The organism is Streptomyces sp. NBC_01261 (assembly GCF_036226385.1).
GTDB lineage: Bacteria > Actinomycetota > Actinomycetes > Streptomycetales > Streptomycetaceae > Streptomyces.
Genome location: NZ_CP108463.1, coordinates 4104471 through 4121098, shown reverse-complemented (window position 1 = coordinate 4121098; position 16628 = coordinate 4104471). Strand labels below are relative to the sequence as shown.

The window sequence follows — 16628 nt, the reverse complement described above, 5'->3', positions numbered from 1 at the left end:
CCTTGACTCGCCCCTGTCAACGCTGCTTCCCTGAGCCCGCACAGCGAATTGGTCTGCACCAATATTGCGCAGGGATTGAATCGATTCACCCCCCGTCCCCCCGTGGAGGTCGCTCATGCGTACCCGATCGAGATCCCGTTCCCTCACCCGTTCCCTCGCCCGTTCTCTTTCCCGCTCCCTCCTCTCCGCCGCCCTCCTGACCGGAGCCCTCGCGGCCGCCGGTCTCACCGCGGCGGCCCCCGCGTCGGCGGCCTCCGCCCCGAACGCCTGGCCCGCCCACGTCTTCGCGCCGTACTTCGACGCGGGCTCGGGAAACGTTTCCCTCACCGACGTGGCCAACAACTACGGCACCAGGTTCTTCACCGCCGCGTTCGTCGACGGCCCCGGCTGTCAGTGGCAGGTGCCAGGTCAGTCCGCCCTCCAGTCACAGATCGACGGCATCCGCGGCCTGGGCGGCGACGTCTCCGTGTCCTTCGGCGGCTACACCTCCGACACCGCGCTCACCGAGATCGGCGACTCCTGTTCCAGCCCGGAGGCGGCGGCAGCGCAGATCGAGAACGTCATCACCACCTTCAACCTCTCGCACGTCGACTTCGACATCGAGTCGGCGTCCCTCACCAACTCCTCCGGCATCGACCGTCGCGACAAGGCCCTTGCCCAGGTGCGTACTTGGGCCGCCAACAACGGCCGCGCGCTGTCGATCTCCGTCACCCTCCCCGCCCTCCCCAGCGGCCTCTCGGGCGACGGCCTGAACGTCCTCAACAACGCCCGCTCCAACGGTTTCACCCCGGACGTCGTCAACCTGATGACCATGGACTACGGCTCCTCGGGCACCGACATGGGCAACGCGGCCAACACGTCCGTGGACGCGGCGGCGGGCCAGGTCGCGAGCGCGTTCGGCATCTCCACGTCCGCCGCGTACGCCAAGCTCGGCAACACCCCGATGATCGGCCAGAACGACAGCGCCGGCGAGGTCTTCACCCTCGACAACGCCCGCAGCGTCGAGGCCCTCGACGCCTCGCGGGGGATCGCCCTGACGTCGTACTGGTCGCAGAACCGCGACAACGGCGGCTGCGCGGGCTCGACTTCGGCCCAGAGCACCTGCAGCGGCGTCAGCCAGAACTCCGGTGACTTCGCACGGATCTTCCAGGCGTTCACCTCCGGCAGCAGCGGCGGTGGCGGAGGCACCGGCTCAACTGTCCAGTCCCTGCCCGGGACTTGGACCCAGTGCGCGAGCGAGAACGGCACCTGCGCACTCAACGGCACCTCGGCAGTGGCCTTCGGAGCGAACGGCCGCTTCGACTACACGACGGCGACCGGCTCAACTCCCTGCACCACGGCGGTATTCGGCGACCCGACATCCGGAGTGGTGAAGTCCTGCTACGCGGAAGCGGCACCCCCGGCAACCAACATCTGGGCCCCCTGCGCATCTGAGAACAACACCTGTTCCTTCTCCGGCGTGATGACGGTCGCGTACGGCGCTGCGGGTTCGTACCGCTACGCCACCCTGCCGGGCGGCACCCCGTGCACCAACACGGTCTTCGGCGACCCGATCCCAGGCACGCCGAAGAGTTGCTACGTCGTCTCGCCACCCCCGACGTTCGCGACCTGGACGAACTGCGCGGCGGAGAACGGCGCCTGCTCCTTCTCCGGCACGCACGAGGTGGCGTACGGGGCGAACGGCCAGTACTTCTACGGCTCGTTCAACGGGGGCACTCCCTGCACCAACGGGGTGTTCGGTGACCCGGCATCAGGAACGGCGAAGTACTGTTACTACCAGTAACGATGTGCAGGTGGGCGGCCCGCCGTTACTCACTTTCGGGTGACGCTCGCGGCGGGCCTGGGGTGGCGCACCGTGGCGAAAGCGGAAACCGGTCCAGTGCCCGCAAGGCCCGTCCGCTCGCCGGGGCGTCAACCTGGTGCATCACGCACATAAATGGACGGTACAGCCGACAGTCACGGAAATACGACTGACTCGTAACACGATTCATGTATCGCTCATATCCGGTCCGCCCGGTGGAGAAGGTGTGGGTGTGCGGCCAACAGGCCGCCACCCGCACACCGCACAGCCCGGGGTCCGGCCGTAGCCGTATCCAGGGAAGTGCCCGCACCATGCTGGGGGAACCCGTGACCTCTTCACCTTCCGTGTCCGTCCGCCGTCTGGCCGCAGCCGCTCTGGCCGCCGGCGCTCTCGTCGGCGCGGCGGCACTGCCGGCGACCGCCGCCGACCACCACGCGGTCCGGGCGAACGTGGAGATCAGCCGCGTGCAGTACGACTCTCCGGGACCGGAGGACCGCTCCAACCGCTCCCTGAACAACGAGTGGGTGGAGATCACCAACCACACCCGCAGCGCCGTCAACCTCGACGGCTGGAAGCTCTCGAACAAGGACGGCCAGACCTACACCTTCCACCACTACCGCCTGGACGGCCACGCCACCGTCCGCGTCCACACCGGTGTCGGCCGCGACACCAACCGCGACCTCTACCAGGACCGCCACAACTACACCTGGGACAACCACTCCGACACCGCCACCCTCCGCAACGACCACCGCCGCCTCGTGGACGACGAGTCCTGGGGCAACCACGGCGGCGGCCACGGCGGCGGCGGTCACAACGGTGGTGGCGGTCACGGCGGTGGTGGCGGTCACAACGGTGGTGGCGGTCACGGCGGCGGCGGCCACCACTGATCACCTGCGCTACGGCGTCATGACGCCGAGGCGGTGACGCAATTCCGGCGGCGCGCTTCCCCAACCAGGGGTGGCGCGCCGCTTGGTTTTGCGCCGGGGCAGGTGTGAGTGGCTTGGTCCCGACCACCCGGCAGGGACGGGGGCGCTCACGCGATGGCGAAGAAGCCGGTACGCGCAGCGGTGGGAGACATCTGTGTCAAATGCCAGGCCTGTCAAGGAGATCTGTTCCGCGACCGGGGCGTCCTCCGCAACAGCACCGACATGGAATTCATGAAACTGGCCTGGGCCGACGAGAACGCCACCGGCCTGATCTGCTGGCACTGCGGGTACGTCCACCTGTTCGTGAACAAGGACACCAGGCTGTACCGGGCGGACGAGTAGGGGAGACCGCGGAGCCAAGTGGACTGGCTGGCCAGCTTGTTGGGGTCGGCGGCCCGGGCAACAGGTCCTCAGTCCGAGGTGGACGGAAGATCCGGACTGCTAGAAGCCCGGGGCTCGTATATGCCTAACCCAAAGTCGCGGGTCGCCTCTAAAGGCTATGCCTGGGACGGGAGTTGAGCGTTCGATCCGGCGGCGGAACGTCGCCGTGGCCCGTGCCGGACATGCGGTGGGACCGGAACGAGGCGGGAGTCTGGCAGTGACTGCGCGAGGTCCTGCCTGCCCAGCTCAATGCCGTGTCACGGCTGGACGGGTCCCGTTGCGCGGTCGACTCCTCTCAGTCGGGGAGCCCCGATCTGCAACCCGCGGGCTCCAACTGGTCGGGGGTTTCGTGACGTCTCGGCCGTGCGTCGATGGCCGTCAGTTGTGAGGTGCACCTTCTGTGTTGTGTGCAGTGGCAGTAATGGATGCACGCATCACGCGTTCCGTCCGAATTCCCTCTTAGCCTCGATCATTCATGAGTCCTCGTCGGTTCGTTGACGGGGGCTCTGTGCTTGCGTGGTGCGGAATTTCGTGGGCTGGGGCAGGTTGGTGGCCCGGCTGTCGCGTCGGGTGGGCGCCGGGGTTCCACGGCTCCGGGATGTTGCTTTGGTTCGTCGGGATGGTCGTAGTCGCTGGTCAGCCGGGGTTCGGCAGGGCTCCGAGTCGCTGGATCGCGCGGGTGATCACATCCCTCCAGGGCCATCGGGCTGTGAAGCGGAGCCAGCGGCAGCGGCCGGTGGTGACCAGCTGGGCGGCGGCGGAGAACAGCCGCAGGCGAAGCCGTTTGGGCTCCCAGCGGCGGGTTTCTGCAATCAAGGCGAGCATCGGCATCCAGGCGAGGAGGTCGAGTGCGATCTGGACGATCTCCAGCCAGATCTGGTTCTGGGCGGTGTCGTGCAGGGGCAGGTTGCGCAGTCCGGTGGCGCGGGCGTTTCGGATGCGGTCTTCGCAGCGGGCCCGTCTGCGATGGCGTAGTTCGAGGTCGGCGAGTTGGCCGCCTTTGGTGTTGGTCGCGAAGCAGGTCAGCCGCAGTCCGTCGAGGTCGGTGAAGCGCAACTGGGCGCCGGGGTGCGGGCGTTCCTTGCGGACGATCAGCCGCATCCCCTTCGGCCAGGCGCTCAGGTCGGGCATGTCGGTGATCTCCGCGACCCAGGCGCCGGGCCGCTCGGTGCCGCCCGCGTCGTAGGCCGGCGTCCATGCCCTCTTCGGGATCTTCAGTACGGCCTGGTGGAGGGCGTCGGTGATGGTCATTCCGACGGAATACGACAGCCACCGGCCCCGGCGGGAGAGCCAGTCGAGGAAGGTGTGGGTGCCGCCGGCGGAGTCGGTGCGGATCAAGGTCTGGCGGCCCCGCCGCAGGTGTTCCGGCAGTTGGGCCAGGGCGAGTTGGGCCGTTTCGATGTGGTCGGTGGCGGTGTTGGAGCCGGCGTTGCCTGGCCGCAGCAGCGCGGCCACCGGTTCCCCGGAACCGGTCTCGCCGTGGTCGACGAACGCGACGAGCGGGTGATGGCCGAAGGTCTTCTTCCACGTTGGGGTGGCATCCTGCTTCTCGGAGTGCGCCAGGACGAGGACGCCGTCGATGTCCACGACCACGCTGCCACCGGCGGACGGACCATCCGCACCGGCCAACTCCCAGACCCGCGACCGTACTTCGGCCCGCGCCGACCGGATCGTGGTGAGAGCCTTCGGGCCGGCTGCAGCGAGAGCGTCGACGAGACGGGAGACCGTCGGATCGGAGGCCACGGGGCCGAACACGTCGGGCTCGGCCCGCAGCATGCCGACGTCGGCCAGACAGTCCCCGCCGAGCGCGACGGCCAGGGCCACATCCAGCAGGATCTTCCCCGGATCGTGCACTGCCCGCGGCTTGCGCCACGGTGCCAGTGCAGCCGATATCGCGGTGTCCAGCCCGGACTTGCGGACCGTCTCGACCAGCAGCACCGCCCCGGCCTGCGAGACCACCCCACGGCCGCCGCCCTCGACACGAACACGCGGATACGACCCGCTACGCTTCTTCACCTGGAGAGTGCTTCTTTCCTCGCAGCTGACAGGACCCTCGACAAGTCCCATCGTTGCAGGTCAGCAGCACTCTCCGCTTATTTGATCAAGACCCGGACAGGCCCACTCGCGAAAGCGCGAGGTTAGCACGAGGGTCTGGGCTGCCGAACCTCGCGGTATGGGGGCTTTAGAAGAAGGACCGCGCAGGTTGCGGGGTGGGCAGTCGCACTGCCTGTACTGCGGCCTGCCGGCTGAGCGCGTGGCGACGCTGGACTACGACTGGGTTCTGCTTGAGCCGGACATGGAGCCGTTGGCCCACACCGTGCCGGCGGAACATCGATGGATCGTGGTGTCTGACGGGCGGGTGACGATCTACGGCGTGTGCCCACCGGATCCGTTTCAGCGGTGCCGCATCGAGCACCGGCTCGCCTGCTCGGCACAACCACTGCCCGATCTCTGGCCATGGCTGACAAGCCTGAGGGTCGAGAACGGGCGCCAGGTTGAGCGTCAGAAGGATCCGGAGGCACCACAGCCGCCGGAGACGTGGCCGGATACCGGGTGAAGGTGCCTCGATCTCGCGGCGCTGATACGTCTGCGCATACGCGAAGACCCCGTCTTCAGCTAAAGCGCTGATGGCGGGGTCTTTAGGCACCTCATAACAGGTGCCCCCGGCAGGATTCGAACCTGCGCACACGGCTCCGGAGCCCAGGTGAGACCGTGACGCATTTGTGGGCCTGACCTGCGGGGGAGCGGCATCCAAGGGGCCCGCTGACCAAGGTCATCACGCCCCTATTACGTGGGTGGCCTGTCGAGTGGCAGGGCGGCGCCGTATGGTCGAAGGCATGATCTCGGGCAGCGGCGGGGACCAGGACGGCGGCACGGAGTTCACGGAGGAGGGCCTTGGGGCTGTCCTGCGCGAGGCGTGCGCGAAAGCCCAACTGGACTCGGACGGCGCGGAGTTGCTGCGGCTCGGCTCCAATGCCGTGTACCGCTTATCGAAGTCACCGATCATCGTTCGCGTTGCTCGTGACCTCGACGTCCTGGAGGACATGGAGCGGGCGGTACGGGTTGCGCGGTGGCTGGAGGCGGAAGATCTTCCGGCTACTCGGGTGCCGGCGGGCATCACGCAACCGTTCGTGGTCGGCGGTCGGGTCGTGACCTTCTGGGAGAGCGTCCAGGAGCACGAGGAGTACGCCACGGTAGGCGAGTTGGCCGACCTGCTCCGCCGACTCCACTGGCTTGAGGAACCCGAGTCCCTGAGGCTGCCGTACTTCGACCCGTTCGCGAAGCTGTCCGGCTCTCTGAGGCAGATGGACGGCGTCCCGGAGGAAGACCGCACGTTCCTGGAGGACCGTGCCGCAAAGCTCCACAAGGACTACGACCGGCTGGACTTCGTCCTCCCCTTCGGGATGATCCACGGGGACGCGAGCATCGGCAACGTGCTCCGTCACCGGGACGGTCACGCTGTACTCATCGACCTCGACGGCTTCGCGCTGGCTCCGCGCGAGTGGGATCTGATCCAGACCGCGATGTTCTACGACCGGTACGGCTGGCACACGAAAGCTGAGTACGACGAGTTTGTTCACCGGTACGGCTTCGACCTGATGAACTGGCCCGGTTACGAGACCTTGGCGGATCTCCGCGAACTGATGATGGTTTCCTGGCTCGGCCACCAGGTCGCCGGCAGCGAGCGTTCTGCGGCGGAGTTCGCGCGGCGCGTGCGGTCATTGCGTACCGGCGAGGGGCGAGACAAGTGGGGCCCGTTCTGAGCGGCCGTTCTATGTGCGGGAGTTAGACACTGACGTGAGCCTCGGACGCCACCCAGAGTCTGTGTTCTCCGACTTGCTCCGTGAAGGCTCGCGCTTCGGTGGTGTTGCCGACGGCTGCGAGGCCCTTCCGAAACTCGGCGAGGTAGCTGACGCATCGGGCTGACTTGAGCTGCTCGCCGAGGTCGAGGGCATCGAGTGCCACTCTGCATGCCTCCTCGACATCGCCGGCACGTAGGTGCGCGTCGGCGAGAACCATCGTGGCGAAGAAGTCGCTTCGTACGTGACTGCCGCTCATGGCGTTCTCGGCGTGAGCGACGGCCTGCCGGGCGCTGTTGACGTCACGGAAGCAGTGCGCAGCTTCGGCGGCAAGCTCGGTCTCGTCGAAGTAGCTGATCCATTCCGGCTCGTCGTCGCTGTTACGGCTCTCAAGCGCCCTCGTGGCTGCGCTCAAAGCGGCTTCGCAGGCTCCTACGTCGCCAGTCCGGGCAAGTGCGCGGGCCTCCATTACGTGGAACTGGGCGCGCAGGGTCGGAGTAGCCACGGGGGAGATGCCCATGAGGGCGGCCCGAGCGAGTGTCGCGGCTTGCGTGTAGCGGCCGAGGAACGTCGCCTGATGGCTCATGGCGGACAGGATGCTTCCGGCAAGCCGGCGGTCGTTGGCGTCCTGGGCCAGTCGGAGGGCCTGGAGGAAGTACCGCTGTGCCAAGCCATGGCGGCAGGCGTCGTAGGACATCCAACCGGCTAGGAGAGTTGCCTCCGCCACGGTGGAGAACAGGGCCCGCCCGACCTGCTCGGTGTACTGCCCGCGCAGGAGTGGTGTCACTTCGGTGCTGAGGTATTGGACAGCAGCATGCCGAGCGTGGTCGCCACCGAAACGGTCGTCCAACTCGGCGAACATGTCCGCGGTGGTCTTGATGGCGGCCACGTCTCCGAAACCGACGCGCATTCCATCTCGATGTTGCCGAGGAACGGCCGGTTCGGGTGCGACCAGCCACCGAAGCGAGGCTTCGTTCCATGCGGGCTCGGACGGCTCGGCCTGTAACAGGGGCTCGTACCGGTTGAGATCAGCGCGCCACAGTAGGCCGACGGTCTCGATGGCCCCTTCGGGGCTCGCCGGATAACTGGCGTCGAGGAGTCCGGTGTCTCGCTGGCCCTCGTGGTTCAGCCCCAACTCGGCGGCGCTGAGGCCGTACGCCTCACACAGAAGTGGACCGTAGAAATCGTCTGGCGTGCTGTGCCCGTTCTCCCAACTGGCGATACGGCGCTTCACGCTGGCGTCCGACGGAAGTTGGTGGCCACGGCGGAGCGCAACTTGACGCAGCTCCCGTACCAACCGCGGCTGACTCCAGCCGCGACCTACACGGGCTTGCCGTAAGTGAACGCTGATCGGCTCCAGCGAAGACGTGACCGTTCCCTCCCCACTTGTACATGGGTGCGACTTCTGGGGCACGCGACTCTTTGGTTTCACGACCGAATGTACGCGCTGTTCACCGGTGCACGCTGCAAGTAACCGGAGTTCGTGGGTTGTTGACCCGTGACGGGGGATGACGCGTGCACCCGCGATGTGTCATCCCCCGTCACCTCTCGTCATCTGCCTTCACCAGGGTGGTGCCCCTGAGTCTGGACACCAGGCGGTATTGCAGCCGCAACTGGGTTCTGACCGAGGTGAGATGACGTGCAGAGGATGACCAGAAGTGGCATGGAGTGGCTCTCCGCCGCAGCGGACGATCCCGCTGAGTGTCGGCAAGTGTGGACGGACGATCCCCGAAGGCCCTGCGCGCTGTCGACCGGCCGCTTCTTCGACGTGCTGAGCGTGGACCAGCGTCTCGGGTTGGAGATGTTCGACCGTCTTCGACGAAATGGGATGCTGTTCGGGCCGGCGGTCGTCGACCGAAGGGCGCAGCGAGTCGGCTTCTTTCTCGGCTCGCAGGGCCGCGAGGTCTTCACGTACTACCTCGAACGTGAAACGTCATCGCCACCGTCGTACCGGTACCTCGACCACGGCTGCGCCATCGTCGTCCCCGGAGCCATCCCTCTGTCCGAGGACCGCTACCAATGGCTTCGCGCACCTACCCGCCGACCGGAACCCAATCCGCGGCGCCCGGTCGCCCTCGCAACCGTCCTGGTCGCCTCCGCGGAACTCCTGGCACGGATGGACCGCTTCGACGAGGAGTACCCGACGCCCTACTCAGCGGTCGTTGCCCTCCCTGAGGAGACGACCACAGATGCCGGATGAGCCGACCCACGGGCGCGACGCTGCCGCGTGGTCGCCTCTCGACAGCGACGGCTGGTACGCGGCCCGAGACGCGACCACTGCATTGCGAGACGTCCTCGTTCGCGCCGGCCTGGAGAAAGACTTCCCTTACCTGCGCGCGGACGTGAATGCCTTCGGGCACGGCCTCGTGGACTTGGGCCGCGTGTCCCCGGCCACGGCTGAGCGCCTCGCGGAACTCCTTCGCCTGGCGCTGGCAAGCGGATATCGCCGAGACGGAAACGACGGAAGTCACGGATCGTCCATTGCCGAAGAACACGAGGAAAGGGCCTGACGCCATGACCGACCGGCGCGGAGTGGTGGCCAAACGAGCCGAGAACTTGTCCCCTGGCGTGCCCTACGTACGCGGCTGGAACCGCGCACGGCGAGGCGCCGGCACCCTCGCTGATCAGCTCGTGTTGCTCGGCCTGGACTCCGACTTCGCCGGCCTGGTGGCCGACGTGAACGTCTTTGGCGACGGGATCGTGCAGCTCGGGACCGTTCGGCCTGAAGCGGCCGAGCTGCTGGCGAGGTTGATTGCGACGGGACTGGCTGCGGAGCCGCGTGACACGACGATGAACGTGTCTGTGCCACCACCTCGGGAAGCGCCCGTGGCATGAACTGCTCCTCGACGGTTGGTTGGCCTGGCGCTCGGCCGGGACCGGCGCCTCAGCGCCGCAGCCCGGACGAACGGCAGGCCAACTGCTACATCAGCTTGAAAAGCTGCGTGGGCGCCGGGGCCAGGTCGGCAACCCGATCTGGGCGCGTGGGACCTCGTGAGCGTCATCCCGTCGGTCGTCTGCACCTTGATCCCCGCTAGACCTGGCGCTGTTGCAGTGAGGGGCTCGGGCGGAGGCGGAGACTTGTTCCTATTGTGAGTTTTTTGGGCGTTTTCGCCCTCTTTTCGCCATCAATGGGAGGCATCAAACTGGCGAGATGGCTGAGGCATCACCCTACGACGAACAACTTGACACACTGATCGCGCTAATTACATACATGGGATTAACGAGATGGCGCAGTCGTTCCCCCAACGGGCTGGCCCAAGATCTTGGTCTATCCGAAATAGCCGTGACGCAGGCACTTAATGAATTTCCCGGAATTTTTAGAAAGAGTGCGAACTTGTATCCCACTGGAGTTGGTCCACAAAACTCTTACACCTTGCATGCACGCTTTGCGCGAAGAAGGCCTCGGGGGGAAGATCCTGCTAGTCAGCAGCCCCCAAACACTCAGAACCTTGCACTACTAAGTGATCCAGAGCCCACTCAAGATGGAACTGGAGAAGAGTTAGACGCCGACACACTTCGAGCGTTGTTGGATTTTGTCACCGGTCGAGCAGAGGCTGAGCGTTCAGCGCGTCTGCACTCTACATCTCAGAAATATATTCTTCTTGGTGTCGTAGTGGCCTCTTTGGCTAGCTTGCTTACTACCGTGGTCCAAGTACTTCGGTAACTACGTCATTGGTGAAACATAGTGTGCAGTATCGACTCCGCAGCGGGCGTGCATATTTATCCTCGTGGGGGCCAGCCGCAAATGTCAGAATATTCTGATCCGTAGCTGTACAGAGATCGACCAATGGGGGCATGCAAGTTGTTCGCAGGGGCCGCTGTACTTCGCTGCCGCACTGCCTCTGCCGCGATTCACTTACGGACGGGGTAGTTCCGCTCAGCGGAAGGGCAAGAAGCTCTCATGGGGGAATCAACCGATGAAGCGAACGCACGCCAGGCGGCCGCAGGCGACCGGCTGTGGCAGCACTGCCTTCACGAGGACAATGTGCGCTACCAGCAAGGCAACCTGTTCTTGGTAGCTCAGTCCCTCTTGGCCGTGGCCTACGCCACCATCCTGGCTTCTGGTGACAGAAACCTGCCCTCCGCTCAGGTGATCGCAGCGTTCGGGATCGTATCCACGGTTGGCTGGTTGTACGTCGGACATCGACATTTTAAGTACTTTCGAGCGATACAACGCCGCGCAACCGCATTGTTCTCTGAGTATGCGGAGACTTTGACGTGTCGGCCACCGGGTTGGAGTTCGCTGCCACTAATCGTGTATGCACTACCCTCGTTTGCTGCCCTGATGTGGATAGTTTTGCTGGTGATCTCATAGATGGCTGCACATCGCCATCAGCTTGGGAAGCTGCGGGCATTTGGGGCTGGTTCGGGCGCTGACCTGGGCGAGCGGTTCGGGTGCGGCCTCGTCGGGCTCGGCTGCTTTCACCGTGGTTCCCCGCTGTTCTCCGCTGGATCTGGTGCGGCTGTGGTGCTGTGTCAGGAACGGGTGTTCAGCGGGCGGCCTTACCACTTCCGCCACTTGTCCGTGATCTGGTAGCGGCCGAGTCCATGCCGGGCGGTCAGCGCGGTGATGTCGATGCCGTGCTCGGTGAGCGATTGGTCGATGAAGTCGCACAGTTGCTCGCGCTCGTCGGTTTCGTAGGCGCTTTCGTTGTGGGCTTCGTTCACTGCGTTCAGAGCCAGGACGACGCGTTCCACGACGCCGAAGATCTGTGCGTCGTCCGCCTCGCTCAGCCCGGAAAGCTCCCTCTCGAAGGCGTCGAGGACGGCATCGGTCGACGTGAGCAGTTCTTCGGGGAACAGCCCCGCCATGCACGCGCACTCAGGGGCCAGGGTGCCGGCGGCAAGCTCTTCGGCTTCCTTGGCTATGCCGTCGCGCCAGTTCGTCGTAGGTCTCTCGGCCATGGAGCGGACCGTACAGCGCCAGTCTGACAGTGGGGCTGATCACCGATGCGGCCCGTACGCTAGCGTCATAACCAGGCGCACGCTTTCCAACTGTGGTGGTTGGGCTTGCGCCTTCGGACGGGGCCGTTCACCTGCGTTCATGGGCGTTCGACCGTGGGCGCGGCTACCGGCTTCGGTCTGGTCTGAACGGCGTTGAACGCTGCTGAATGAGACGGAAACTGAGACGGGCGTTGCCGTACAGCCGCTACAGGCCGTCTTTCAACACCGCGTATGTGCGCTCGACTTCACTCAGGTACTGCTCCAGGCGGAAGCGAATTTCCTCGATGGGCCTGCCATCAGGGCCCGGGTACATGAGGTCTGACCAGATGACCGTCTCGCCCCGGAGCCGGACCTGGATGGTCAGCCTGCCCGGCCCTGGCTCGGGCTGCTCCTGGGTTGCCACATCCACTGTGCGCGGCGTATCCGTCGGATAGAGCGGTCCGCCTGGGCGGAGCAGCCGTCTCGGATCGAGGCCGGCCATTCTGCTGTCGCTGCGCGTGACCATGTCGAGCCCGTCAACGAAGAGGTACGTGTGAACGGCAGCGCACGTTGGCGGCCCAGGACACGCGCTGATGAGCAGTGGGCTCACTGCATCATCGCTTTGCCCATCGGGCGCGGTGGCTCTCACCTCGCGCGGGGACCTACGCGGCATTCGCCTGATGTGACGTCATGGGCGGATGCTAGTGGCCACGCCTCCGTACGTCCCTGTTGATATCAGTGACGGAGCCACCAACTTTCGTGCCCTCACGGGACCTCAGCCTGGGAAGCTTGGGTCATAGATGGACGGTTGCTGAGCTGACGTGCGGCGGATCTGGAACGGGGGCCGGGTGGTTGCCGACTGGTTCCCCGCTGTTCCCCGTGGTTCTCCGCGAGATCTGGCACGCATCTGGCACGTCCGTCCGGTACCTCGCCAGCAGTTGGCAGGGCGCGCGAGTTCTACGAGTCGGTCCCTAGGATGCAGGCCATGGGGACCTCCGAATCCGCACCACTCATACGTGCCTGTTGGCTCTCATGGCTCGCGGTCGCGACCGTCGATCAGGCGAAGGTGGAGAAGGCCCTCGGTTTGACGGAGGTGCGGGAGATTACCTGGGCCGACGGGGTGGAACTCATCGACGAGGTGGCGCACGACGAGGAGGAGCCGTTCTCCGCAGTCGTCGTCATCCCACCCATGCGGGGGTGGACCCTGGTCGTCGGACCGTACTTCGGCCTGCCCTATCCGCAGCAGACAGCGCACGTCTCCGAGCTATGCCGAGAGTTGAGCGCGCAGTTCGGCAAAGCCCAACTCTTTTTCCACGGTGAGCAGAACGACGGGGAGGCATGGCTGATCGCCGAACGCGGGCAGATCGTCAGGCGTTGGATCAGTGAGTGCCCGGAGCTCGCTTTGGGCGAACCGTTCGGAGTCGAGCGACGGCTCCTCGACGCGTACGGCATCACGGGCAAACCCGAGGATCTCGATCCCAACAGCGACCTGGCCGGCGACTGGGTGGCGACTTGGGGGGATTGCTGGGCAACGACGGTTGCAGAGGAGTCCAGCATCGACCCCACCGCAGTAACCGTCGATACGGGCTCGATCAGCAGTATGTGGGTGGCAGTCGCTCCACCTTTCGAATAGGCGCTCCACCTGCCATCGAAAGGAAAGCTGCAGACCATCGCTTAGCTCGATCGTTCATGAGGGTCCCTCAGTAAGCTGAGGGACCCTCATGAACGATCGAGCCAGTGCAATGAGCCCAGGCTGACCGCTTGCTCGCTCACGTTTTCTGCCCCTTGAGAACGCTCGCGGCAAGGTCGTCGACGGACCGACGCAGCTCTCGTTCCGACAGCGAGTCTTTGGGGCCGAACCGCTCGACGTAGAGCGTTGCTCCAGCACCTACGTCAACGGTGAGCTGAGCCTTCCAAGCGTCGCCGTATAGGACTTGGCGAGCAGCAGCACGCCCCTCGATCAACAGTGGCTCTGCCTTCTCAGGGATCACGTCTGTGCCATCCACCGTCTGCTGCAAGGATGCTGTGGTGGGGTAGAAGGCGACCACGAACCCGGCCGGCTCAGCTGCGCCGTCCTCCGTCATCGTCAGATAGCAGGAGGCACCACCCTTCTCCTCAGCCATAGGAGATGCCTGTCTGATGCTGAGTTGCTGTTGCATCGCACCGCTCACGAGTTTGCAGACAGTCTTCTCGCTGACCCCGGTAATGAGTGGAGCGCCTCCGGACGCAGTGGTGCTTCCAGACTTGGAAGAGTGCGCAATGGCGTAGCCAAAGCCAGCGCCGACTGCCAGGGAGGCCACTGCGGTGAGGGTCAGCATGCTCGTCCCTGGGTTACGACGGCGCTTGGTGACGGCCGCAGTTACTTCCTTGGCAGAGACGACGGTCGGGTCGCTCTCGTGCGTTGAGGTTTCCTCGCTGACCATGGCGAGAGCATCACATCGGCGTCGTGGCCGATGCCGTGGTGATGCCTGATCGTTACGCATCGAACGGCGAGCGATCAGCTTGGGAAGCTGCGGGCATTTGCGGCTGACTTGGCCGCTGACGTGGGTGAACAGTCGAGCTGCGGCCTCGCGGGGCGCGGCTGCTTTCACCGTGGTTCCCCGCTGTTCCCCGTTAGATCTGGTGCGCTTGTAGTGCGGGCGGATCGTCGCACGAGTTGGCAGACGCCCTGGGATCAGTGAGGCACCTGCCCAGTGGACTCTGTACAACTCCGCCCGTACCCGCTCGACCATCCGCTAAGCTGCCCACATTCGGCTCGCGGAGAGTCGAAGGGCGGCAATGTATCGACAGGCCCGGCACCTGCGGACGCTGCATATGGGTGTGGTGCACCCAACTCCGCATGAGTTATCGGTGGGTTCACGAGGTATGTGACCGAGAGCGCTAGCCGGGTGGCATCGAGGTATCAGCATGCCTGAAAGTGTGAAGAAGGCCATTGCCCAAACCCGAGTGGAATTCACTGGTGAGCCTCAAGAGGGGGCGTTCGCAGGGGTTCCACGGGATGGGTCACTCGGTCTTGACGCCTGCTTGAGCGAACAACGCACCCTTCGTGCTCTGTTGGCACTTGGCCTTTTCAACCGATTGGGACTCGGGGATGCGCGTCCGCCTGCTCGGTGGGGGTTGCACACGCTCGTGGCTTACGACATCACGGTGTCGCCTCGCTACAACCGGCTCGTTCTCATTACGGACGTTCCGCACAACGTGGCACCGTACCTCCTACCCAGCCGTGACGGAGGAAGCTCACTACCGGGGCTCCGACTCGAAGAGTTCCGCGGCCGGCGCACGTACGTTGCACGTCATCTGCCCACGGGCGCCCAATTGGTAGTCACAGGAAACCCGTCCGGCACATGGGGCGCTTCGCGGCGTCCTTCCCCGCGTTGGGACTTCTACTCAGTTGACGAGCCCCTGACCACGTCGGAGCAGACACAGCTAGACGAAGTACCCGGCATGGGCGCAGACACTGAATGCCTGCTGGCCGGTCTCGCGACCAGAATCGCGACTCAGGACCCTCAGGGCAGGTGGGCGATCGGCAACTGGTTCTCTGACCCCCTACGACGTTCTGGTTGGCTCAACGACGGGAGCGAAGAACGCTATGGGAAGCAGCTGTGGGGCTCGGCGAACCGATGGACGTTTCGATGGAATGGCTTTCCCTACGTCGAAGACGTCGCAACATCACTGACAGCTCCCCAGGTTGGTATCCCCGGCGCCACGATGCACGATGCCGGCGACCGCGTCGAGGTGCGGTTGGGGGTCACCATGCTCAGCTTGTATGGACGTCGAGCATCGCTCAAGCGGACACCGGGGCAGTCCTCATGAGCTGGGACAACGTGACGCTGGTGATCCTTGCTGCTTTTGGCTGCGTCATGCTGCTACTGACGCAGATCACCGAGGTGCTGTCTAAGCTTCCTGAGATCATCCGAGCCTGGCGTGAGGTGCGGCGCGCTCTTCAAGCGCGGCCAGACGATCTCCCTGAAGTCCAGGGCTCGCGAGAGACTAACGATCCAGCCTCTGTCTCCGGTGAGAGAAGCGCCCGGAGGGCCGTCACTGTGCCTGACAGACCGGCCAGAGGGCAGCGCCCAAGAGCCCGGTGTCAGGCGGAACGCAGGCGGCTCCGCTAACTCAGCTGTGCGCTGAGACGCATGGCTCAAGACCTCTACTTGGGAAGCTTGGGGCTTCTACCGGCGATTGCTGACTTGACCTGCAGCGGAGCTGCTAGAGGGCCGGACCGGTCGGCAGCGCCTTCCCCGCTATTCCCCGTGGTTCCCCGTACGACCTGGCACGAGTCTGGCACGGCGCTGCATTCTCGGTCGCAGGCCTAAAGGATCAAGCTCAGCACAGTTGCGGCAAACAGCAGGCCGACTCCAGCCAGGATGAGGTGGATTGCGAGGCGGAGCTGGTGGAACTTGATCACGACTGTGCGGGAGAGGAAAGAAACCCGCTCGGCTCGCAGATCCGCGCGCATGTGGTCGCGTAGCGTCTCGGGTTCCAGAGCCGCCCAACGAGACCACCCTTCGGCGGTCACAGTGTCGATGTGGACTGGTCGGACGGTGATCAACAGAACCACAATGGCGATCACGAGGCACGTTGCGCCGGCTGCACCGACAGCTAGTACGGTCACCCCCTGGTGGCTGGGGACCTGTGTCGCGACGAAACCAAGACCCACGCCAGTCGTCGCCAGCACGATGCTTGCTTTGGTGTCAGCCCGTGCCAGTTCGCTGGTGAGCGTCCTGAGCGCATCATTCAAGTTGTCGGACGAATGGTCCGCGCCGCTGTTCAATCCCTGTGCCATGGAGCCTCCGT

At 65.0% G+C, this 16628-nt stretch carries 14 protein-coding genes; 8 read left to right on the top strand and 6 right to left on the bottom strand.

The genetic code is table 11. The features are described 5' to 3' along the window. Positions 1–115 precede the first annotated feature (115 nt). Together OG226_RS17705 and OG226_RS17700 are read left to right on the top strand one after the other, a co-directional pair. Positions 116–1783: a chitinase gene (locus tag OG226_RS17705; RefSeq protein ID WP_329349431.1), complete on the top strand. Its 1668-nt coding sequence runs from the start codon at positions 116–118 to the stop codon at positions 1781–1783. 329 nt (positions 1784–2112) lie between these two features. Further along, the gene (locus OG226_RS17700; protein WP_329353424.1) at positions 2113–2688 is read left to right on the top strand and encodes a lamin tail domain-containing protein; all 576 of its coding nucleotides are present in this window, start codon (positions 2113–2115) and stop codon (positions 2686–2688) included. Between the two features lie 1056 nt (positions 2689–3744). Here OG226_RS17700 and OG226_RS17690 read toward each other — a convergent pair. After that, the gene (locus tag OG226_RS17690) at positions 3745–5124 is read right to left on the bottom strand and encodes an IS1380 family transposase (RefSeq protein ID WP_329347515.1); all 1380 of its coding nucleotides are present in this window, start codon (positions 5122–5124) and stop codon (positions 3745–3747) included. 157 nt (positions 5125–5281) lie between these two features. Here OG226_RS17690 and OG226_RS17685 point away from each other — a divergent pair, with 157 nt between their 5' ends. Continuing rightward, positions 5282–5665, top strand: coding sequence for a DUF6083 domain-containing protein (locus OG226_RS17685; RefSeq protein ID WP_328679059.1), 384 nt, complete (start codon positions 5282–5284; stop codon positions 5663–5665). A 280-nt stretch (positions 5666–5945) separates the two neighbouring features. Next, positions 5946–6872 (top strand): phosphotransferase family protein, encoded by a 927-nt coding sequence (locus OG226_RS17680; RefSeq protein ID WP_329349430.1) that lies wholly within the window; start codon positions 5946–5948, stop codon positions 6870–6872. Between the two features lie 22 nt (positions 6873–6894). Here the strand turns inward: OG226_RS17680 and OG226_RS17675 are convergent, their stop codons facing one another. After that, positions 6895–8142 carry a hypothetical protein gene (locus tag OG226_RS17675; RefSeq protein ID WP_329349429.1) on the bottom strand — a complete coding sequence of 416 codons (1248 nt, stop codon included), beginning with the start codon at positions 8140–8142 and terminating at the stop codon, positions 6895–6897. 414 nt (positions 8143–8556) lie between these two features. Here OG226_RS17675 and OG226_RS17670 point away from each other — a divergent pair, with 414 nt between their 5' ends. Genes OG226_RS17670 through OG226_RS17660 form a run of 3 tightly spaced genes read left to right on the top strand, consistent with a single transcriptional unit; the run spans position 8557 to position 9743 of the window. After that, entirely contained in the window at positions 8557–9108 is a 552-nt protein-coding gene (locus tag OG226_RS17670) for a bifunctional DNA primase/polymerase (protein WP_329349428.1), read from the top strand. Beyond that, a complete protein-coding gene (locus tag OG226_RS17665) occupies positions 9098–9418 on the top strand; it encodes a hypothetical protein (RefSeq protein WP_329349427.1) in 321 nt (106 codons plus the stop codon). Before OG226_RS17670 ends, OG226_RS17665 begins: the two co-directional genes overlap by 11 nt. Before the next feature lie 4 nt (positions 9419–9422). Then, complete coding sequence (locus OG226_RS17660; protein ID WP_329349426.1) at positions 9423–9743, top strand: hypothetical protein; 321 nt, start codon at positions 9423–9425, stop codon at positions 9741–9743. Between the two features lie 1668 nt (positions 9744–11411). Here OG226_RS17660 and OG226_RS17655 read toward each other — a convergent pair. Further along, positions 11412–11813, bottom strand: coding sequence for a hypothetical protein (locus tag OG226_RS17655; protein WP_329349425.1), 402 nt, complete (start codon positions 11811–11813; stop codon positions 11412–11414). Positions 11814–12057: 244 nt separating this feature from the next. Further along, positions 12058–12357: a hypothetical protein gene (locus OG226_RS17650; protein WP_329349424.1), complete on the bottom strand. Its 300-nt coding sequence runs from the start codon at positions 12355–12357 to the stop codon at positions 12058–12060. Positions 12358–12816: 459 nt separating this feature from the next. On the opposite strand from OG226_RS17650, the gene OG226_RS17645 reads away from it, so the two are divergent. Beyond that, entirely contained in the window at positions 12817–13464 is a 648-nt protein-coding gene (locus OG226_RS17645) for a hypothetical protein (protein WP_329349423.1), read from the top strand. Between the two features lie 136 nt (positions 13465–13600). Here OG226_RS17645 and OG226_RS17640 read toward each other — a convergent pair whose 3' ends face one another. Both OG226_RS17640 and OG226_RS17635 read right to left on the bottom strand, forming a co-directional pair. Further along, positions 13601–14254 (bottom strand): hypothetical protein, encoded by a 654-nt coding sequence (locus OG226_RS17640; protein WP_329349422.1) that lies wholly within the window; start codon positions 14252–14254, stop codon positions 13601–13603. 1889 nt (positions 14255–16143) lie between these two features. Then, positions 16144–16617, bottom strand: coding sequence for a Pycsar system effector family protein (locus OG226_RS17635; RefSeq protein WP_329349421.1), 474 nt, complete (start codon positions 16615–16617; stop codon positions 16144–16146). Between the last annotated feature and the right edge of the window lie 11 nt (positions 16618–16628).